Consider the following 20,656-nt stretch of genomic DNA (forward strand, 5'->3'; position numbering starts at 1 on the left):
ACGCCGCCAGCGTTCGTCCTGAGCCAGGATCAAACTCTCATAATGATTTGTTTGAACGATCCAAAGGATCGTTAAGCTCATAAAATTAAAACTTTGCTAGCTATTGCTTGCATGTATTTGCTTCATATAAATGAAGCGTCCTACACATTGGTTCGTTTGCTTGCTTTGTTCAGTTTTCAAAGGTCTACAGTGTTGCTTTAGCAACTTTTATATCATATCAGAGTGACAAGTGATTGTCAACACTTTTTTATAAAAGTTTTTTTGCTCGTTGTTTTGCAACAACGTGTCGGCTGCCTTAGCAACTTAATCATAGTAACAAATGATTTGTTATTTGTCAACAACTTTTTTTAATTAATTTATTGTCATATCAACAACGATCAATCAATTTATTTTTGCGACTCAGTTATAATATCATCTGTTTCAGATTTGGTCAAGCACTTTTTCAATGTTTTTTGAAAAGTATATTTTGACCTGCTGGCGTTTTGCCAACGTTGATAAATTTACCATGCTTCATCGCTTCGGTCAAGGAAATATTTCATCTTTTTTACAAAAATCGTTTCCATAAAAAAAAGACCGCTGCTGCGGTCATATGTTTGATCATTTGTCGATTCATTTTAGAAAAAAGGAACACCTTCAATATCGTAGTCTTCAATGATTTTACGGAAGATGTTTGGTTCTTGCCAGGCATAGCCTGTTGGCAATTGTTGGGTTTGTGCTGCTTCTTTTGTTTCAAAAACAAATAAGGGAACATTTTGCATACCAATATTTCCATTTGTTAATTCAACCAGTTCAATCGCTGTCACATCTAAGTGAATCTGCTCTTTGAACAATTGTAGGATCGTAGCCAAGCCGGTTTTATCCTCTGAAAAATCTGTTGACGCTAGTTCTGCATTGCCTTCATTCATTTGCATCAAAAATCGTTTCGAACCATTTGCTAAGTGCATCATAACTGTACCTGCTACTTTTTTGGACCCCAAAATACCCACCTCAGTTATTCATTTGTTTGCAAAGTAATTTTAGCACATTTTCAGAAAATATGCACGATTATCTGCGGTTGCTTTCTTTTTCTAGCATTTGTTTGGCTTCACTTGTCCAGACTGGGAGAATCTCTTCGATTGTGCGAAATCCGATGCGTTTATTTTTGTTGGTAAAGTATCTTTTTCGTTTAAAGGGCGGTTGCACAAATGTGGGTTCCAGTGTCCTTCTAGACAGGCTGATTTTCTGGCTGTATTCATCGATATCAATGATTTGCACACGAATCTTCTGACCAACCTGTAATACTTCATGGATATTCTTGGTAAATCCTGACTGGATCTCTGATACATGGATCAAACCTTGCGTTTCTTTATCTAAAGAAACAAATGCACCATAAGGTTGGATACCAGTGACTGTTCCTTCTATAATGTTGCCAATTTGATAGCTCATATTCATTCCTCGCTTTTCCTCTTTTATTATACTTGAACAAGTGGTAGATTTGAAGTATCAGAACCAATCTTGCACTATATAGGAGGGAATTAGATGATCGATTTTGATAAAGTACAACCTCGAACAGGTACCAACAGTGTAAAATGGGATGCCATCCAGGAGATGTATCATCGGGAGGGGTTGTTGCCTTTATGGGTAGCAGATATGGATTTTTTGGCACCCAAAGCTGTCACCATCGCCTTACAAGATGCCGTAGCAAAAGGGATTTACGGCTATAGTATATTTCCAGATTCCCTTTATAGGGCTATCATCGACTGGCAACAAACACGCCATGGTTTTTCGTTAGAAAAAGAAGCGATTTTATTCAATAGTGGCGTGGTCCCCAGTTTAGCCTTGGCCTTGCAAAGTTATACCGCAGAAAATGATGCCATCTTGATCCACGATCCTGTCTACCATCCTTTTGCTGACGTGATCAAGCGTAATAACAGACGATTGGTTCGCACTCCACTGCTTGAAAAAAATGGGCACTTTGAAATGGATTTTGCAGCTATGGAACAGGCGATCGTTGAAAACAATATCAAACTCTTCATTCTATGCAATCCGCATAATCCTGGCGGACGGGTTTGGACCAAAGAAGAATTGACTACCATCGGTCTATTGTGTCAAAAGCACCACGTCTTCGTTGTCAGTGATGAGATCCATCAAGATATCGTCTTTGCGCCACACAGATTTACTTCTTTCCAAACTGTTGATCCAAGTTTCACCGCATTTTCTATCGTGTTGACTTCAGCAACCAAAACATTCAACTTGGCAGGAATCAAAAACTCAATGGTCTTCATCAAAGACCCTGCCTTACGCAAACGATTTGTTGCCGCACAAGAACGAAATGTACAAGGTGAAATCAATACTTTTGGTACAGTGGCTACAGAAGCCGCTTATCGAGAAGGCGCGCCATGGCTAGAAGCTTTGCTGCCGTATCTTTCCGATAACGCTGCTTTCATTCAATCTTTCTTACAGGCACACATGCCAAACGTGCGTGTTCAAATGCCTGAAGGGACGTACTTGATGTGGCTTGATTTCTCTGCCTATGGATTGTCAGACCAGCAATTGCAGCGCATTTTGATCAACGAAGCCCATGTCGTCTTGAATCAAGGAACGATTTTCGGTCCCCATGGCAGTCAGCACATGCGTTTGAATTTCGCTTGTTCTCGCAGCATTTTGGAAAAAGCATTACACCAGATTGCTGAAGCTTTTGAAACGATTGACAGAAAAGAATAAAAGAAGAACCCACTTGCCCGGACACACAATGTCTGACAAGTGGGTTTTGTTTGTTATTCAATGATATCGATTGATTCGATCACAACATCATGCACTGGACGGTCTTGTGGGCCGCGTTGCACGCCAGCGATTTCATCTACAACAGATAAGCCTTCAACGACATGACCAAATACAGTATGACGGAAATCTAACCAAGGTGTGCCACCTGCTTTATACGCTTCGACTACTTCTGCTGGATAGCCAGCACCTTCTAATTGACCCAACATATTGCTTGGTACATTCTGATTATTCACGATGAAAAATTGGCTGCCATTTGTATTTGGACCAGCATTCGCCATTGACAATGCACCGCGAAGATTGAACAATTCTTTTGAAAATTCGTCTTCGAAGCTGCCGCCATAAATACTTTCGCCACCCATACCAGTTCCGGTTGGATCGCCGCCTTGGATCATGAAATCTGGAATCACTCGGTGGAAAATAATTCCATCGTAGTACCCTTTTTTCGCCAATTCGACAAAGTTTTTGACTGTCTTAGGGGCTAATTCAGGGAACAATTGAACAGTGATATCCCCGCGATTTGTTTTGATGACTGCTTGATGACCAGTTTGATTTTCTAATGCTAACTGTGGAAATTCAGACACAACTAACTCCTCCTTCTCTATACTAAATCCATGATAGCAGAAAATTGAAAAAATGCTAGTTTCAATAATCTTTGCTATAATGAGTTTGTCCGATGAATGGAGCAAACAATAGCAATATAAGCGTAGAAAAGAGGAATGACATGGACATTTTTGATATTACGATCATTGGTGCCGGTCCCGCCGGCATGTTCGCAGCCTTCTATGCCGGTATGCGCAACGCCAAAACCAAATTGATCGACAGTTTGCCGCAACTAGGCGGACAACTCGCCACTTTGTACCCCGAGAAATATATTTATGATATCCCTGGGTTCCCAAAAATCAAAGCTGGTGACTTGGTACAAAATTTAGAAAAACAGTTAACGACCTTTAATCACCAATATTGTTTGGAAGAAACTGTTTTACATATAGAAGAACAAGAAGATTATCTTGAGATCACTACCGATAAGACGACCCATTATTCGAAAGCTGTCATCCTTGCATTGGGAAATGGCTCTTTCCAACCCAGAAAACTGGCCTTGCCAGATGCAGAACGCTTTGAAGGATATGGACTGGATTACTTTGTCACAGATTTGATGAAGTATGCTGGCCGTAAAGTGGCGATTGCCGGCGGCGGCGACTCGGCAATCGATTGGGCATTGATGTTAGAGCCAATAGCAAGTGAAGTGTACTTGATCCATCGCCGTCCCGAGTTTCGCGCACATGAACATAGTGTCAGCAAATTAAAGGACTCCTCGGTCAATGTCTTGACGCCTTATGTGATCGAAGCCATCGAAGGAGAGCACAAAGTCACCGGTCTTTCCTTGCAACAAGTCAAAGGCGAAGACACCGTTTCCTTGAATGTAGATGCTTTGATCGTCAATTATGGGTTTTCTTCTACACTGAATATCAAAGATTGGGGCTTAAAAAGTACGCGTCAAGGCGTATTTGTCGGTTCTGATATGCGAACGTCGATTCCTGGTGTCTATGGTTGCGGTGACATCGTATTATATGATGGAAAAGTGGATCTGATTGCCACCGGTTTTGGGGAAGCTCCTACCGCTGTCAACAATGCCTTGCATTTTATTGACCCTAAAACACGCACGCAACCTGCCCATAGCACAAGTCTATTTAAGGAGTGAGGCCTCATGGGATCGGCAGATTTTGGTCTTTATTTGTCCCCTGTCCAAGGAAGCGATCTAACCTTGCAAATGATCCATTATTTACAACAATTTGGCGCAGACGATACAGCACAACACAATCTGGATGTAGCCGAAGCCGCCCGGGAGCTGGCACTCCGATACCACATTGATGCTGATAAAGCATATGCAGCTGGTCTACTGCATGATATTAGTGTGGTGATTCCAAATGCTGATCGACTGGCCTTTCAGCAGCATATGCTGGCGCCTGTTTTGTCTGCTGAAGAAGCGGCCCCTTTTTTGCTGCACCAACAACAATCTGCTCTGTTGGCTGAGTCAGTCTTTTTCGTGACTGACCCCGAGATTTTATCGGCCATTGCCTGTCATACGACATTACGGGAAAATTTTAGTTCACTGGATTTGGTTGTTTTTTTGGCGGACAAAATCAAATGGGACCGCAAAGACCAAGCACCCTTTTTGACAGATATCCAAGCAGCCTTAACAGACTCCCTTGAACAAGCTGCGAAGGTTTATCTGGACTGGCTTTTCGCAGGAGATATTGTTGTCCCCCATCCATGGGCGGTCGCCGCGCTAGCGCAGTTGAATCATGAATAATTGTGAAAAAAACGTCTGACAAAAAAAGATATTGGAGGGAAAGAGATGGTATTAGAGAACAAAACGTTAGAAGATAAAGCACGGGAATTATTGGCCGACCGCGGTGTATCCATGCAGGACATCGGCGAACTCGTCATGTTTTTACAAAAAGACTACATTGCAGATATTACACTAGACATGTGTATCGACAGTGTCAATGCAGTCTTAAGTAAGCGAGAAGTCCATAATACGATATTAACGGGTATCCAATTGGATATCTTGGCAGAAGAAAACCAGCTACTGCATCCGCTGCAAGAAATCGTCAAGGATGATGAAGGACTGTATGGTATCGATGAGATTTTGGCATTGTCGATCGTCAATGTCTATGGCTCAATTGGCTTTACCAATTATGGCTATATCGATAAGGTAAAACCGGGGATCCTGAAAGAACTGAATCGTCATGACGGTCCCAGAGTCCACACTTTCTTGGATGATATCGTCGGCGCGATCGCCGCATCAGCTGCTAGTCGTTTGGCCCATCAACATCCTAACAAATCTCACTATATTACCCAATAAACGCAAAACACTTCAGTTGCGGTCGCAACTGAAGTGTTTTTTTACGATAACGTCTACTGTATTAACGAACAGATTGCTTCAAACTTCTCTTGCCCCAGAAATAAAAAGCAAAGAAAAAGAGTTCGATCAATACAAAGAACAAAATAAAACAGTGCATAAAGAAGCTTTCCGGCAAAACATTGATGATTGGATCAGTTCTAGGATCAAACAACCAGTCATCATTGCTGAAAAAAATCTCATGAAATGTCACAAAGAAACGATCAAATCCAATGGCCATCAAAAAGCCGAAAAAGACCGGGATCAGCATGCCCCATTGAAACGGACGGATCAAACGCCATTGTTGCTGTTGCTTCCTCAAGCGTCGTTTGAGCCAAAAGCTCGGTACCACCGTCAGAAACATAACTGCATAGTTCAGCATAAACAGCTTTTTGACATCATAGAAATGACCGGCCCCAGCTGCCGACATTGGAAAATCCGGTAATGAGAGGGTCTGATTAAAAGGATTGTTCAAAAAATCTAACAACAAGCCATAATTCTTGTGCAACACTTCTTGGGAGACCGTTGTCTGCGCTAAAATATTCAAGTAATGGACATCAAACCAATATAATGGACGGAAATTGATCGTGATCGTAATCGCAAAACTGATCAAGAACAAGAACAAACAAACAAATGCAATGCGTTCAAGCCACAGCTGCTGCTTCATTTGTCAAAATCCCATTCATCTAATGAATCCAACACATACGTAGGTGCGACTGGCAACAACGGGACGGCTGCTTTCGGGGTAAAACCTGAAAGCACCAGCAATGAATCAATGCCATTGCGGATACCAGAGCAGATATCGGTATCATAATTGTCTCCAACCATGATCACATCTTCTTTTTGTAAGCCAATATGATCGACTGCTTTGTCCATGATGATGGCTTCTGGCTTGCCAATAAAGATCGGCGGCGTCTGCGTGGCTGTCTCTACCATCGCAATCAATGAGCCAGCGCCTGGCAATAAGCCACGTTCTGTCGGAATATTTTTGTCCGGATTGGTGCCGATAAACGTAGCGCCTTTTTGGATCGCCAATGTGGCCAAAACAAACTTTTCATAGGTCACATCATTATCTAAACCAACAACAACGTAATCAGGGTTGGTTTCATCCCACGCAAAACCAGCTTCTAGAATCAGATCAATCAAGCCAGCTTCGCCGATCACAAAGACTTTCTTGCCTTTGGCATCATCTTTCATAAAATCGATCGTAGCTAAACTAGCTGTATAGATTGTTTCAGGTCCCACATGAATATCGAATTCTTGTGCCAAACGATCTGCAACGACTTGGGGGGATCTAGTCGTATTGTTGGTCACAAATAAAAAGGGCAAGCCTTTGGTCTGCAATGCTTCCACAAAACGTTTGCCTGCAGGTATAGGTTCTTTGCCTAAATAAATCGTCCCATCTAAATCAATCAAATATCCTTTATAACTCATGCTATTCTTCCCTTTGCCGAATCGTAAACTCTTTTTTGCTGCTTTTCACAACGGTTGCAGTTTCTGCCGTTTTTGGTTTATTTTCTTTTGGCTTACGATTTTTGATTGTCGGTTTTGTTTTTTTGTTGACCACTGGTTCTCGTTTTTCTTCAGTATGCGCTGTTTGCGGCTGCGTTTTTTGGCTCGCAGGTTTTTTTTTGCGGCGACGTGTGGTACTTTTTTCTTTCTTGCCGCCGATTCGTTGAATTACAAAATAGGCACAGCCAAAATTGCAATACTCATACAAATAATCTTCTAACATATCGATTCTTTGGTCTGGCAACGATTTGCGGTTGTCCGTTTCAAAGAAACCTTTTAGGCGCAATTGTTCATAGCCCCAATCTCCTACGATATAATCGTAACGCGCTAGTACTTCACTATACCGTTCCCCGAGTTTTTCAGGATCAAAGCCATCGCGATAGTTGACCACGATTTTATACTGACGGGAACCAATCATGATTTCTTCTTCATTTAGCAAAGTGACCAGTTCGCCTTTTTTAGGCTGCTTTTCTGGTTCTTCTATAATTTCTTCAAGTACAGATGTGATTTCATCTGTGATCGTTTGTTTTTCGGTCATCTTTTCACCACCTGTTGCTTATTATACCTTGTTTTATGCGCCAATGATAGTCGGGGATTTGCGAGAAACTTGCCAAAGGTACTCGCTTTCACAGTAATGGATAACGCGCGCTTAAATAATTCCCTACCACAGTGCGGATAAAGTCTGGAAATAAGAAGGTCACGCGCCCTGCAATCTCAATCGTCGGGAAAAATGGAATAAAGAGATAGTGATCCACTAGTGTGATGGTATAGCTTTGTTTGGGGTCGACTGGATGCTGCTGCCAAAGCACTTGATGGTTGGTTTCATCATATTGAATTCCCTCATAAACCAGTTCGCCGAAAATCTGTCCGCGAAAGCCCATCCCAACAATAGGGAAACGACGCAGAAATGCGCGGTTTTTTTCCATCTCTAACACCATGCGGACAAGGTCGTTGCCAGACAAGGTTACTTTGATCAAATGCATCGGATGGGGCAAAATCGTATGCAGCTGATCCTGATCAACGATACCAGCAGGCAAGTCGCCAAGAAATAAGCCAGTATTCAACACCGCAGCTTCCGTGTCTCCCGCTTTGCACAATGCCAATAATGCGGCTTTGATCAATGAATGATCCGTTTGCTGCTCCGTCAAAGCATGGGGCAGCAGCGCCACTTGATTTGCCCGCAGCAGACGATGGCCAATCGATAAATAGCTGTCGATTTCTTCTTCATCTTGAGGAAAGGCCATCAAGCCGAGCGTCGGTATGACTCTGGCTGATTTCTCCATGATTGTGTGGTCATCAGTCAATTGGAGTTCGACTTCACCAATATACATCCCAAATTTCCCTGCTGCAGCGATCTGGACGCCATTCACAGTTTCCCCCTGTTCAAATAAGTGGTGGGTGTGGGAACCCAAAACAACATCTAGTTGCGGAAAGTTCAGGGCGATCTCTCGATCTGCGTTGATTCCTAAATGGCTCATCAAAACCAGCACGTCCACTTTTGGACGTAGATGCGCAACCAAAGAAGGCAAGATTTCCATCGGCTCACGTATATCCCAACCGTTGGGTGCATACGTCAATGGAAACGGCGCGGTAAAGGCGATCAAGCCAATTTTTGTCCCCATTTTTGTTTCGATGATCTGATACTCTTTGGCCCAAGTCGGCGGTTGCAGGTCTTTTTTATCAAACAAATTCCCTAAAATCACTGGGAATTCAGCCAAATCGTACAAATGCTGCAAATCTTCTTTCGGGTTGCCGACGCCTTCATTGTTGCCGATCGTCACTGCATCATAATGTCCTTGATTCATCAAATCCACGTTGGCCTGTCCATTCGTTGCCTCAGTCAGCGGATGCCAACGATCCACAAAATCTCCCAAATCTACCGTCACCACTGATTCATCAATGGCGATGGCTTCTCGTTGTCGCTGGTCCAGATAACGGCGAATCTTCGGCCAATTTTCTAAGTGTGAGTGAATGTCATTCGTGTGGATGATCGTGATTTTTTCCATCCTCTGCCTCTTTCCTATCGTCCTTTGTTGATTCGGTTCAACGATGCTTGTTTTGTTGCCTCTGCCTATGGGGCATATTTCTTCCAATTTTACTACAAAACCCAGATAAATTCTTTACTGGTAGACTCCCTATGCCACAAAACTATTTCTGACGATGCCTATGCACTATGCTATAATATTTTTTTGACTGAAACGAACCATAAGAATAAGAGAGGATGAACTGCTTGAAAATATGCGGCTTAACATTCGGCTTACGCAATGTAAAGACAGGCATCAGTGTCTTTATTTGTATTTTACTTAGTTTTCTCTTGCAACGAGAAACATATGTGGTCTCAACGATCACAGCTGTCTTTACTTTACGAGAAGACCACCAAAACACCCTTAAATACGGCAAACATCGGATCGCCGGCAATACCTTCGGCGCCATGGCATCTGTGCTGTGCATCGCGATTTTTAAATACTTTGGCTTCACGCCCCTTGTCCAAATCATCGCCATTCCATTGGTGATCATGTGCATGATTGCACTATTGGTTCGATTTGATTATAACGAAGGCACTGTTGGTGCGTGCGCAACCTTGCTGACGATATTGTTTATGGTGCCGCATACGGAATCTTATGTTTATGCCTTTAATCGGGTGATCGATAGTTTTATTGGGATGGGGGTAGCGATTTTGGTGAATCGGTATTTGCCGATGCGAAGTAGAGAAAAATGAGTTCCTCATGATCAACAAAAAAAAATTTCTTAGAGATACCTCTTCATCTATAATAAAACAGAACAAACCTGAAAATGAGAGTAAGTCGGTTCAACTTTCTCTTTTTTTTACAAAAAGTGGTTACCCCTGAAAATACCACTCTGAAGATATACACTCATGTAATTGAGAAGTAAAAAAAATATTTGAGAGAAATTAAATAACCTAGGGTTATAAACCCTAGGTTTGAACAATCATCATTAAATTGTAAACGAATACCCCTTTTGCCCCATTTCTTGTTATGGACCATCATCAGAGTTGATAAAAAGCTATTCTATAGGCATTCAATCAGACACATGAAGGACCCTGCTTAGTGCTGCTTCCTTCCGGATCTGACACGCTTCACAAGACCTTCATTGTCCTAGCCTTACGGCAGTAATTAGTATAACGTACTTTACTCAGGATTACTAGTCTTTTTTTGTTTTTTCTTTTCTCTTAGCATGCGGAAGAAATCTGTCAGCATCTGACCGCAGGTATCTGCCAAAATCCCACCCTCAACATGTGCCCAATGGTTGAAGCGTTCATCCGTTAATAGGTTCATCAATGTGCCTGCGGTACCGCCTTTGGGATCGTGGGCACCGAAGTAGACTTCTTCTACTCGTGATAAGAGCATTGCGCCGCTGCACATCGGGCAAGGTTCCAACGTCACAAACAATTGTGCGCCTTCTAGACGCCAACTGCCGACTTTTTGACAGGCCGCTTGGATTGCAAACATCTCTGCGTGGGCCGCTGCTTGTTGCTGATGCTCTCTTAAATTGTGCCCCCGGCCGATGATCTCACCATTGAGAACCACTACCGCACCAATGGGGACTTCAGCGATGGCAGCAGCTTTTTCTGCTTCTTTGATGGCTTCTTGCATGAAATATTCTTTTTGTTCAGTAGTCAATGTACTTTCTTTTTCCACGTGGGGCTTCACTCCTGCTTGTTTACTCATACTCTCATTATACCGAAGGCAATGACCAAAGACGAGAAAAAAACCGCAACGCGTTGATCGTTGCGGTTTGGTCGATTATTGGATCAAAAGACAGAGTCAATCAAACTAGTTAATTTATCTTTGACATGTTCCGTAGAATCTTTGATATTGTCGCCATAGACCGAGATTTTATCGCGGCCATCTTTGACTTTTCTCATGACGCCTAATAATGAATCTAGTTCATTGTCCGACAATCCATCTACAACATCCAATAGCTTCTCATTGCCATTGAATTTGTCATCGACAAACTTCTTCACTTTATGGCGGTTGCAAGCGAAGCGTACTTTATTGAATACTTTGTCTGAAACAACGACTGCAGTGGTGATGCCAGCAATCGCTGCAATACTTAATCCAACCGTTACTTTTGATGATGTTTTCATATCGATCAGCTCCTTTGATTTGCTATTTACATGATAGCACGGCGCTCCAGATATGAATACTATTTCGATCAATCTGCTTGAAATCTTAACCCTTTAGGAAAGAAGTTTTTTACGATGCCTTGGACTTGCTTGCCAATGCCTACTGGCACCTCATCGACCTGTAAAATCACCCAACCGGCATTTCCCGGTACAGAGATGGTTTCCCCTGCAACATATTGCTTCCACTGCTGGATCGTGATCGGCAGCGTCGGTCCTTGACTGCCTGCAAGAAATGCCAGCGCCACAGCGTAACTTGGTTCGATCCGATGCTTTTTCATCGTTCCAAGATGCAGTCCGGGCCGCATTACTTTGAGTCCTTGCAATGAGGGTAGCATTTTTGGCACAAGCCATAGCTGATCACCAAGCATGTGCAACGTACCTTCATCAAAAGGCAAATAAGGAAATGTTGCTTGAAAGGTTTCCCATAATTTGCTGGCTTCTTGCTCTAATTTAGGCAGTGCCTCTTTATGTTTGCCTTTCTTTTGCTTGATCGACTTAGCTTCACCTTGATAGTGCAACTTTGCTGCAAAATGGCCTTCGCCTTGATTCAAATGCGGCCATAGACGAACCGTTTTGTCGATATCGGCTGCATGTCCCCACTCAGGGCGTCCATGCGCCACGTTGGGCATGGCGATAGGTTGGATCACGAATGGATAGTTCTCTACAAGCCAGCTGATGATCGCTTCGTTTTCTTCTGGTGCAAAGGTACACGTGGAATAAATCAATTGCCCGCCTGGCTTTAACATTTTCACAGCCTCTATCAAAATAGCTTGTTGCCGGTTGGCGCATTGCTCCGGCGCACCACTGTGCCATTCAGCAACCGCTACTGGATCTTTACGAAACATTCCTTCCCCTGAACAAGGTGCATCAACGATGATTTTGTCAAAAAATTGCGGAAAATGGCGACTCAGCTCATTCGGCGCATGATTGGTCACGACGACGTTCGCAAATCCCCAGCGTTCGATATTTTCAGACAGAATCTTCGCTCGCTTAGGAAAAATCTCATTGCTGACTAACAAACCAGCACCTTGCAATTGACTCGCCAATTGCGTTGATTTGCCGCCCGGTGCTGCGCAAAGATCCAACACGCGTTCCCCTGGTTGGACATCTGCGATTGCCGCAACGATCATGGCACTTGGCTCTTGACTATACACATAGCCAGCCTGATGCAGCAGCGACTTGCCTTTGACTTCTCCAATATAGGCATGCGGTGCATAAGGTGCTTTTTCGTGCGCCGGTCCATACTTTGCCAGCATAGCTTCAGCCTGCGGCTTCGCAATATTCAAGCGAAATCCCTTCACAGGATAACCAGACGTCAACGCAGCAAAAAATGCCGCTGCTTCTTCCCCCAATAAATGTTGGTATTTTTCAATAAAAGAAATTGGTAATTCCATACGTGTTCCCCCTCGGTTTTTTTATTTTAGCGATTGAGGGGGCAATATGCAAGCAGAAATTATCGAATGAATGGCGCAAAAATGTTTGTGTTTGGCACGAAAAACCTACGGGTATTTCCTGCATCATAGCTCCTTGCTGCCAGAACGAAAAAAAACGTGAGACAGATAACGACCTGTCTCACGCAGCAGCCATGTTTGCTTATTTGAATACGGCTTTTTTTACGCTTTTTTCAATAAAGGGCACTGAGATGAAATCATCCCAGAATTTGATGAGCGGGCCAACCAAGAAGGCACAGATAAATGTCCCAATTCCGATCGGTCCACCTGTAAATAAGCCAATCAGAGCAAACGAGACATCTTGGATCACCCGAACCACCCGATAGTTTGCTTTTGTTCTATCAACGATCGTCGGTGCCAATGCATCGTAGGGTGCACTGCCAAGGTGTGCCGACATATAAAAGGACGCCCCAAAAGTAAAGAACAATACGCCTAGCAGCAAAAACAATCCTTGTTGCAGCCAACCATCAGGGGCAACTGACAATCGATCAAAAATCATCGTATAGAAATCAATAAAAAAGCCTGTCAAAACCATATTGATAATGGTCCCAATACCAATGTGACGTCGGCCAAAGATAAAAATCAACACAAGGATCACCGCATTGATCATTAGTTGATAGGTACCTAAAGACAAGCCCAAGACAGCACCTACACCAATATTGGCTGCTGTATATGGATCAAGACCCACACCGCCTACCCGTAACAATGCTGCACCAAAACCTAGAATGGCTACGCCAATCAATGCATAAAGAGAACGCAAACCCGTTTCTTTGTTCATTTTATCCCACCTTCTTTTCCTTCAGTATAACGAGAAACACAAGAAATGGGAATTGCGATGCTTAGGGGGCGCTTGCCGTTTTTTTTGCTGAAACGACTTTTGTAGGCAAAAAAGTATTCAAAAGATAGACAACAATAAGAAATACAACCTGTACATCGGATAGAATACTTTTGTTTGCTTATTCGTCCCAATGAATAGTCACCAATTTTGAAATATTTGAAAATTCGTTGATATTGTAGTTCCTATATGTGATTAAATATTTTTGATTATCCACAGACAATTTCTCATAATCATGCTGGCTAACTTCTAAGCTAATCGGCTCATTGGATAAATCTCCAAAATTTTCTATTTTAATCATATACTTCTGATTATTCATTTCAACTTTTGAAATGATACTCGTGTAGGCATCTATATGTTCAATGTTATTGTTATCTTTTCCCGTCAAAAATAGTGCGCATGCTATCAACAATAAAGAAGTAAAAATAAACTTTTTACTCAAAATGATCTTAATCATTAAGAAACCCAGAACGATGTTTATGCCAATATTTAGTATAAATACTGAGATGAATTCATTATTAAAGTACAGAAAAGAAATAGCATAAAAGAATGATAACGCGATATTGATTATCGCTAAAGCAAAAAACATCTTATTCGTTTTTACCATGAATAGCTCCTTTCAGTCGAACAAATCCTTTTGGTCTAAGTGGTTTGGATATTGTGTAATCATATAGACTTGATTATTGATTTGATAAATCATATTCAGACTTTACGTCATCTATATAAGGATCATTTATTTGATGATCCACTGCATCTGAATATTTTTGATATTCTTCTGTTGATTCCAGATTTTCCTCGTTAGTTAAATTTTCAGCTGATTCATCAAAAAGAATATTCGAATTTGCTCCGGAAACAAGCAGAGATCCATCATCTTGAGTATATGCCTCTCCGACATATTCAGTTGTGCCATCTCCTCTTTCAACAGGAACATCATCTTCATATGTTGTACCAGTTAATTCAGTTACTTCACCTACAAACACATAATTTCCTGAACCGACTACCGCTTCTGGATTTTCAACATCAATATTATAGTCAGCATGAATCGCATAAATCGGTATTTCTTTTCCAATAGCTTCTTCATTGGTCTGTTTGTTTTGCAGCACTAATGCTGCAGCTCCGATCAAAATACCAATTCCTAAAATGCTGCTAAAAACTGCTATTTTCTTCATCTCGAATCCTCCTAATCATTTATATGCTTTATCATATGAAGCATTGTCATACTTAATTTAGCGCTAGAATCATACAAAGTTCTCTTGATTTATGACACGAGTTTAGGAAACACTCGTAAGCCTATCATCCCGCGAATTATCCCGTGTATCAAAAAATATTAAGTTTTTTATTTCTTAAAATAAATGGCTGCAGTTACCAGTTTTACAGCAACGACTTTAAACCCGTTATCAAATGAACGTCTTGGCATAATCTAGATCCCCGCTTTCCCTTAAATTTTAGTCTCGTTTATTATGCCAAGTTCTGTTTACGGCCTTTTCTTCTGATAACCATTCCAAAATCCTCTATACTAGACATAGCCTATCGAATTGGAGGAATAATTATGACAGAAAAAATTTATGGGTATGCCCGTGTATCTACGCGGCAACAAGATTTAGCACGCCAATTAGACCTGCTGGATGGCTACGGCTGCCACAAAATATATACCGAAAAAATCAGCGGTGCCCATACAAATCGAGCAGAATTAAACAAATTAAAAAAGCGGGTCAAAGCGTCAGATCAGGTCTTGATTGAAAGCTTTTCTCGACTTGGTCGTAGTACGAAGGACTTGATCGACTTGGTTTCCTTCTTTGAAGAAAAAGGCGTTAAGGTTATCAGCATCAAAGAAAACTTCGATACCCAAACGCCACAAGGAAAATTAATGATGACTGTTTTCCAAGCTTTTAGCCAATTTGAACGAGATATTATTGTGGAACGAACAAGAGAAGGACTGGATTCGGCTCGCGCAAGAGGGAAAATCGGTGGACGGCCGCGCGTCGATCAGCAACTGGTCCAACAAGCGGTGGCGATGTATTATGAACAAGCGTATCCCGTTGATGTAATTTGCGAAAGAACCGGCTTAAAGAAAGCAACAGTCTACCGCTATTTACAGGAAGTGAAAAAGCAAGAATCCTTCACAACAATCGAACACGCGCTTCCGTAATCTTATTCCCTTCCACTAGACATATCTCGCATCAAGGGAATCGTTGGAATATTTTCAACAATGCGCATAAAAGCATCCGCACTCCCCCCGTATCGGGTATAATTGTGCCATCACCTCAAGCATCCCTCACTAGAAAAAAAGGGTTGAATTGGAAAGGACGTACCACATGTATCTATCTAAAATGTCTATAACTGACTATAAAGACTACTTGACATATGCTACTCACGCATATGCCCAAGATAAAATCCAAGCTGGTACTTGGTCGCCAGCAGAAGCCCAGACGCTTGCTGCAGAAAGTTTCCAACGACTTTTGCCAGATGGACCAAACACCCCAGATCATTACGTCTTCTCACTCATGCAAGAAGGCATCGATCAGCCGATCGGTATACTCTGGATCCATGCGCAAGATCAAAAAGCGTTTATCTATGATTTTGAGATCAATTCCGCTTACCGTGGCCAAGGGTATGGCAAAGCTGCACTGAAAGTTGCTGAACAATGGGCCCATACCCAAGGGATTCGGGAAATTGGTTTACATGTCTTCGCCCACAACCAATCGGCCTATCATTTATACAAAAAAATGGGCTATCTCGAAACAGACATTTCGATGGTACGGCAGATAGATGCCGAGCCCCAACCAACGCAGCACACAACCGCAACAATATTTTCGGAAAAGCTTGACTCCCTGATTGCCTTAAGAGAGTCCGGACGTGCATCCCAAGACACCGCAGTACTGAAAGAAGCGTTGACGGGATTTCAAGATTTGATACACGTACACTCTCAAGAGCCAGTCCTTCACTATCAAACTGGCATTTGCTTTGACAATCTTGGGTTCACCAATGATGCGATTCCGCATTATGAACGGGCCATCGCGCTAGGTCTGGGTGAGGATGATTTACGTCGTTGTTATTTGGGATTGGGCAGTTCCTATCGCGTGACTGGTCAATATGCACGTTCGCTCGCGATTCTAGAAAAAGCGGTCGAACAATTCCCCGAATACAAGCCATTGCATTTGTTTTATGCGCTGACATTATTCAATACCCAGCACTATGAACAAGCATTAGAGAAAGCGTTCCTTACTTTGCTGCCTGACAATCAAGATCCTGATATCCGCTATTTCGAGAAGGGACTGCGTTTTTATGCCACCCATTTAGATGACACTTGGTCACCTGCTTTTTACCAAGAGCAAGACTGACCGATCCCCTGACGAAAACGATCGATTTCATACGAATCGGTCGTTGTGTGTCAGATGGCACCCCACATTTTTTTCAAACCGCTCACGCTTGCCGTCCATAAATTGACACAGCAATCAAATCTCCCTTGCGTATTGCCTCGTCTGCGTAGTCTTGAAAATCAGCTTCCCTTTTTGTCGAATCATTTTTTCCATACGCTGTGGCGGGCCCCTATCTATCTTAAAATCGACTTGAACAAAAGCCAGTCAAACCAAGTGAAAACACTTGATTTGACTGGCTTTTCAAGTAAAATTACATACATATCCATGGTTTTTCGAAGGACAAAAAACAATGATGAGGAGTTTATCTATGTTAAAAAAAGTACGGTACACAGCAGCAGGTCTTTCGCAAGAATATCCATTTCATTTGCCTTGGCTATCTGCGATTGAGGACTTGGATTTCCATCAACCTTTGACTTTTTTGGTTGGCAATAACGGTGTTGGCAAATCAACTTTGATCCAAGCATTGGCCATTCAAACGCAGATTCCGCAACTCACCAATGCATCTTATGAAGACGACCCGAGTTACACTGCACTGCTGGCCTTTGCCAATCGCTTAAAAACGGAATGGGATGTGAAATCCAAAAGCGGCTTTTTCTTTCGTGCGGATGATTTTATCAGCTTTGTTCGCGAAAATGAGCGTTTGCGCCATGAGTTGCAAGAGGAGCTTGCGTTGTTGGATCAGCAAGGGGTACCCAAATTATCTTTCCAGCGGCAACCGTATGAGAACTCTTTGGCTGCATTAAAACGCACATACCCCAAAGCGCTGCATACCTTGTCACACGGTCAATCCTTTCTGGCACTCTTCAAAAGTCGGTTAGCCCCAAACAGTTTGTACTTATTGGACGAGCCTGAGACACCTTTAAGTCCCCAAAATCAATTGGCTTTGCTGCAAATGATCAATGATCAAATCAAACAAGGGGCACAGTTTATCATCGCTTCTCATTCTCCGATTCTGACTGCCCATCCAGAGGCGGTCATTTACGAAATCAGCGATACACACATCGCCCCAATCGACTACGATGAGATTGAAAATGTCTCATTTATGAAGCATTTCATGTCAGATCCACAACGATTCATGTATTACATGTTGGAGAATCAGTGACGCGATCCATGCAAAAAAAGAGCGGAAACATTCGTTTCCTGCTCTTCTCACCAACAATTTCTTTAAATGAATGAAAGATGCTTTTGGCTTAATGGTGTACGTTGATCTGTGCCAACAAATCTGTCAGATCTGTTATCTTTTTTTGATCGATCTGCTGGATGGTCTCCGCGATTTGTGCCGCTAACGTGCCATCGATGTGTTTGGTCAGATTTTGATACTTTTGCAGCAACTGATCCCAGCTGGCAGGACTAGTCGTGAATCCTGGATAGTCGTGTTTTTCTACTGAAAAGATTTGACCATCGTTGGTTTCGATGGTCACTTTGCACACCATTTCTTTGGGAAAACGTGCGCTGTAGTCTTCTGAGCAGTTGACGTCTACTTTTTGCAGCAACGATTGTATATCTTGCCGATTGATCCTTTGTAGTTGATATTGCTCTGGCATCACTTGTCCGTCCAGAAAAGCTGCCGCCAGCATATAAGGCAGCGAGTGGTCGGCTTCTTCTTTGGTCTTGATGGTTTTCTTTTCTCCTTCTTCGCCACCGCCGATAATGTTATACGCCACATCGAAGGTATCTAAGCGAATCTGCTTGATTGCTGATGGCGCGATGTTTGCTTGTTGTTTTAGTGCTAAAATCCCCTCAATTGCTGATTGAGAATGGATTTCTGCATTATATTTTTTGATGCTCGTCCGGGTGACGCCTTCATAGTTTTCTTGTGCCCATTCAATCGCAAAGGGGCCTGCGATACTCTCCATGAAGCCTTTATTCCCTTCGAAGACTTCGCGAGGACCAGTAATACCATATTTTGCGAGTATCGCTGCATGCATCGCCCCCATCGCCGTGTTGGGATAGGCCAAGCCTTTCCAATGCGACAATTGGCCCGTTCTGGTTACCCGCAAGGCATTCTGCGTGGTACCCGCAATAGCGATTGCCTGTGCAATACCCTGCCCATCTAAGCCTAAAGCACGCGCTGTACCTGCTGCAGCGCCATACGCCCCTTGGACTGTATGATCAAATCCATGTTTTCTAACAGGTGCCGCTTCAGATAGCCTGGTCTGCACTTGATAGGCAATGGCCAGTGCCACCAAAAATTGTTTGCCGCTGATTTGGTTGTATTCCGCAGCAGCCAATACCGGTGCGATGTTGTCCGAGGGATGACACGTTTCTTCTTTGGCTAAAAATGAATCATTAAAATCAAGATAACGAATGGCTGCACCATTGAAGAACGTGGCATTGACTGGTGAAGTCTTCCCGCCGCCAATCAGAGTCACTGCCGGCTGACCACCTAGGTCTTCTGTCATCTGACGAATCGCTTGGATAGGTTGCCCCTCTAATGCCCCAATCGCCACCCCGATACTATCTAATAAGCGCCCTTTCAATGCAGTGATCGCTTCTTGTGATAGATCTGACCACGCGGCTTTTTCTACCCAATGGGCAAGTGCTTCAACCATTGTTTGTTGTGTTTCTGTCATTGTATCTGCCTCCAGTCTGCAACGATTTTGGTTATCCTCAGGCGCCCATTAGTCATTCTTGCCATCATCAAGGGTCAGCACGCGGCCAAATAATTCATTGTTCCCCCAAATCCCTCTGCGCAATCCTTCAAGTTGGACAATTTGACTGTGGTCAACGAAGAGATTGATTTCAGGCCCGTAGTTTTTGATGTACCAAGCAAATACATTCGGATCTGCTGCTTCAAACATCACTTTTTCTGTCCCTAACTCCTTGGCAAATTTAGAAACCACATCTGTTCGCCAGTTCGTCACACTTTCTGTGATGCCTTCTGATTCGATCATCAGCATATAAGCGCCTGCTGCCAAACATTTCTTTCCGGTTTCGATTGCTTTGTCAATATCGGTCAATCCCGCTGCTTCATTTTGAGCCGCTGTGTTGGTACCGCCAGAGCCAAATTGAATCCCAATCTCAGGTTTAGCAAGCAAACCAGCTTTTTGAACACGTTGGGTCAAGCGGACAATGTCATCGCTCGGCATCGTCAGAAAACCGGTAGAGATCTCAATGATATCAAACCCAACGCGCTTACACTCATCAATGTAATGATCCACTGCATCGATGCCTTGGGTCAATACATATTCCATCCAGCCGCCGGTATCGACTTTCACGCCATATTCATGACAGATATTGATAAATTGTATCAATTGGTCTTCTGGCATCAATGAAAAAGAGCCGCCAGCAAACTTGATGATATCTACATGTTCGCCCATTGTCTCCATAATATCTCTCAAGTAACGCTCCCCCATGACGTTGTAATAAGGACCGCGTATCTCGGTCACACCATATTGTCTGGGCTTTTGCGGCCTGCTGTTGTGTCTGATTTTCGAAAATGCTTGTTTATTGGTCATAGTCTTTCGTTCCCCTTCTCTTCGCTTTTCAAACCGCTGCTGTGTCCTATCGGTTGCGTCAACATCGATTTGTTCCTGTTTTTAGGTAAACCGGCTTTTCCGTTTTTTCTATACAACGCCTATCTTGGAGAGTCCACCTCTTTACAGCGCAGCAAAATCGTCATACTATAGGTAATAGTTGCGTGTATGTTTTTTACAAAACATAGAT

General features: G+C 42.8%; 23 protein-coding genes and 1 other RNA gene. 8 read left to right on the forward strand and 16 right to left on the reverse strand.

Features of this window, described 5'->3' with window-relative positions:
- Positions 1–614: 614 nt before the first annotated feature.
- Positions 615–977, reverse strand: a complete 363-nt coding sequence (locus tag ACYVRS_RS10130) for a hypothetical protein (protein WP_313539794.1) — start codon at positions 975–977, stop codon at positions 615–617.
- A gap of 67 nt (positions 978–1,044) precedes the next feature.
- On the reverse strand, positions 1,045–1,425 hold the full coding sequence (locus ACYVRS_RS10135) for a CvfD/Ygs/GSP13 family RNA-binding post-transcriptional regulator (protein ID WP_313539788.1): 381 nt from the start codon (positions 1,423–1,425) through the stop codon (positions 1,045–1,047).
- Positions 1,426–1,518: 93 nt separating this feature from the next.
- Between ACYVRS_RS10135 and ACYVRS_RS10140 the strand changes: the two genes are divergently transcribed.
- Positions 1,519–2,703 carry a MalY/PatB family protein gene (locus ACYVRS_RS10140; RefSeq protein WP_313539785.1) on the forward strand — a complete coding sequence of 395 codons (1,185 nt, stop codon included), beginning with the start codon at positions 1,519–1,521 and terminating at the stop codon, positions 2,701–2,703.
- Between the two features lie 53 nt (positions 2,704–2,756).
- Here the strand turns inward: ACYVRS_RS10140 and ACYVRS_RS10145 are convergent, their stop codons facing one another.
- The gene (locus ACYVRS_RS10145; RefSeq protein ID WP_461198873.1) at positions 2,757–3,344 is read right to left on the reverse strand and encodes a peptidylprolyl isomerase; all 588 of its coding nucleotides are present in this window, start codon (positions 3,342–3,344) and stop codon (positions 2,757–2,759) included.
- A gap of 140 nt (positions 3,345–3,484) precedes the next feature.
- Here ACYVRS_RS10145 and ACYVRS_RS10150 point away from each other — a divergent pair, with 140 nt between their 5' ends.
- From ACYVRS_RS10150 to ACYVRS_RS10160, 3 genes are read left to right on the forward strand one after another with little or no spacing between them, the layout of a single operon-like run.
- Positions 3,485–4,462 (forward strand): NAD(P)/FAD-dependent oxidoreductase, encoded by a 978-nt coding sequence (locus ACYVRS_RS10150; RefSeq protein ID WP_312499854.1) that lies wholly within the window; start codon positions 3,485–3,487, stop codon positions 4,460–4,462.
- Between the two features lie 6 nt (positions 4,463–4,468).
- Complete coding sequence (yqeK, locus tag ACYVRS_RS10155; RefSeq protein WP_461198871.1) at positions 4,469–5,074, forward strand: bis(5'-nucleosyl)-tetraphosphatase (symmetrical) YqeK; 606 nt, start codon at positions 4,469–4,471, stop codon at positions 5,072–5,074.
- Between the two features lie 45 nt (positions 5,075–5,119).
- Entirely contained in the window at positions 5,120–5,629 is a 510-nt protein-coding gene (locus ACYVRS_RS10160; protein WP_313539779.1) for a phosphatidylglycerophosphatase A family protein, read from the forward strand.
- A 61-nt stretch (positions 5,630–5,690) separates the two neighbouring features.
- Here the strand turns inward: ACYVRS_RS10160 and ACYVRS_RS10165 are convergent, their stop codons facing one another.
- The 4 genes from ACYVRS_RS10165 to ACYVRS_RS10180 form a co-directional block, all read right to left on the reverse strand.
- Complete coding sequence (locus ACYVRS_RS10165) at positions 5,691–6,332, reverse strand: TIGR01906 family membrane protein (RefSeq protein WP_312499851.1); 642 nt, start codon at positions 6,330–6,332, stop codon at positions 5,691–5,693.
- Positions 6,329–7,099, reverse strand: coding sequence for a TIGR01457 family HAD-type hydrolase (locus ACYVRS_RS10170; protein WP_313539774.1), 771 nt, complete (start codon positions 7,097–7,099; stop codon positions 6,329–6,331). The genes ACYVRS_RS10165 and ACYVRS_RS10170 overlap by 4 nt, the downstream gene beginning before the upstream one ends.
- A gap of 1 nt (position 7,100) precedes the next feature.
- A complete protein-coding gene (locus ACYVRS_RS10175) occupies positions 7,101–7,715 on the reverse strand; it encodes a YutD family protein (protein WP_054115962.1) in 615 nt (204 codons plus the stop codon).
- Between the two features lie 88 nt (positions 7,716–7,803).
- Complete coding sequence (locus ACYVRS_RS10180) at positions 7,804–9,183, reverse strand: bifunctional metallophosphatase/5'-nucleotidase (protein ID WP_313539770.1); 1,380 nt, start codon at positions 9,181–9,183, stop codon at positions 7,804–7,806.
- Positions 9,184–9,407: 224 nt separating this feature from the next.
- Between ACYVRS_RS10180 and ACYVRS_RS10185 the strand changes: the two genes are divergently transcribed.
- The gene (locus ACYVRS_RS10185; protein WP_082348634.1) at positions 9,408–9,896 is read left to right on the forward strand and encodes an FUSC family protein; all 489 of its coding nucleotides are present in this window, start codon (positions 9,408–9,410) and stop codon (positions 9,894–9,896) included.
- Positions 9,897–10,204: 308 nt separating this feature from the next.
- Here the strand turns inward: ACYVRS_RS10185 and ffs are convergent.
- From ffs to ACYVRS_RS10220, 7 genes are all read right to left on the reverse strand, one after another.
- Positions 10,205–10,303, reverse strand: an RNA gene (ffs, locus tag ACYVRS_RS10190) — signal recognition particle sRNA small type.
- Between the two features lie 23 nt (positions 10,304–10,326).
- A complete protein-coding gene (gene tadA / locus ACYVRS_RS10195) occupies positions 10,327–10,836 on the reverse strand; it encodes a tRNA adenosine(34) deaminase TadA (protein WP_312497688.1) in 510 nt (169 codons plus the stop codon).
- Positions 10,837–10,949: 113 nt separating this feature from the next.
- Entirely contained in the window at positions 10,950–11,285 is a 336-nt protein-coding gene (locus ACYVRS_RS10200; RefSeq protein WP_054115958.1) for a hypothetical protein, read from the reverse strand.
- Positions 11,286–11,353: 68 nt separating this feature from the next.
- On the reverse strand, positions 11,354–12,718 hold the full coding sequence (locus ACYVRS_RS10205) for an RsmF rRNA methyltransferase first C-terminal domain-containing protein (RefSeq protein ID WP_461203296.1): 1,365 nt from the start codon (positions 12,716–12,718) through the stop codon (positions 11,354–11,356).
- 199 nt (positions 12,719–12,917) lie between these two features.
- On the reverse strand, positions 12,918–13,553 hold the full coding sequence (locus ACYVRS_RS10210; protein ID WP_313539763.1) for a YczE/YyaS/YitT family protein: 636 nt from the start codon (positions 13,551–13,553) through the stop codon (positions 12,918–12,920).
- A gap of 178 nt (positions 13,554–13,731) precedes the next feature.
- Entirely contained in the window at positions 13,732–14,217 is a 486-nt protein-coding gene (locus ACYVRS_RS10215; RefSeq protein ID WP_461203297.1) for a hypothetical protein, read from the reverse strand.
- A gap of 73 nt (positions 14,218–14,290) precedes the next feature.
- Positions 14,291–14,779, reverse strand: a complete 489-nt coding sequence (locus tag ACYVRS_RS10220) for a hypothetical protein (protein ID WP_461203298.1) — start codon at positions 14,777–14,779, stop codon at positions 14,291–14,293.
- Between the two features lie 380 nt (positions 14,780–15,159).
- Here ACYVRS_RS10220 and ACYVRS_RS10225 point away from each other — a divergent pair, with 380 nt between their 5' ends.
- The 3 genes from ACYVRS_RS10225 (at position 15,160) to ACYVRS_RS10235 (ending at position 18,092) form a co-directional block, all read left to right on the forward strand.
- The gene (locus tag ACYVRS_RS10225) at positions 15,160–15,759 is read left to right on the forward strand and encodes a recombinase family protein (protein ID WP_461203299.1); all 600 of its coding nucleotides are present in this window, start codon (positions 15,160–15,162) and stop codon (positions 15,757–15,759) included.
- A gap of 166 nt (positions 15,760–15,925) precedes the next feature.
- Positions 15,926–16,951: a tetratricopeptide repeat protein gene (locus ACYVRS_RS10230; protein ID WP_461203300.1), complete on the forward strand. Its 1,026-nt coding sequence runs from the start codon at positions 15,926–15,928 to the stop codon at positions 16,949–16,951.
- A gap of 346 nt (positions 16,952–17,297) precedes the next feature.
- Positions 17,298–18,092 (forward strand): AAA family ATPase, encoded by a 795-nt coding sequence (locus tag ACYVRS_RS10235; RefSeq protein WP_461203301.1) that lies wholly within the window; start codon positions 17,298–17,300, stop codon positions 18,090–18,092.
- Between the two features lie 88 nt (positions 18,093–18,180).
- Here the strand turns inward: ACYVRS_RS10235 and ACYVRS_RS10240 are convergent, their stop codons facing one another.
- Together ACYVRS_RS10240 and ACYVRS_RS10245 are read right to left on the reverse strand one after the other, a co-directional pair.
- On the reverse strand, positions 18,181–19,563 hold the full coding sequence (locus ACYVRS_RS10240) for an MmgE/PrpD family protein (protein WP_461203302.1): 1,383 nt from the start codon (positions 19,561–19,563) through the stop codon (positions 18,181–18,183).
- 48 nt (positions 19,564–19,611) lie between these two features.
- Complete coding sequence (locus ACYVRS_RS10245) at positions 19,612–20,448, reverse strand: phosphosulfolactate synthase (protein WP_461198854.1); 837 nt, start codon at positions 20,446–20,448, stop codon at positions 19,612–19,614.
- Positions 20,449–20,656: the final 208 nt, after the last annotated feature.

Source organism: Enterococcus salsurae, assembly GCF_054784955.1.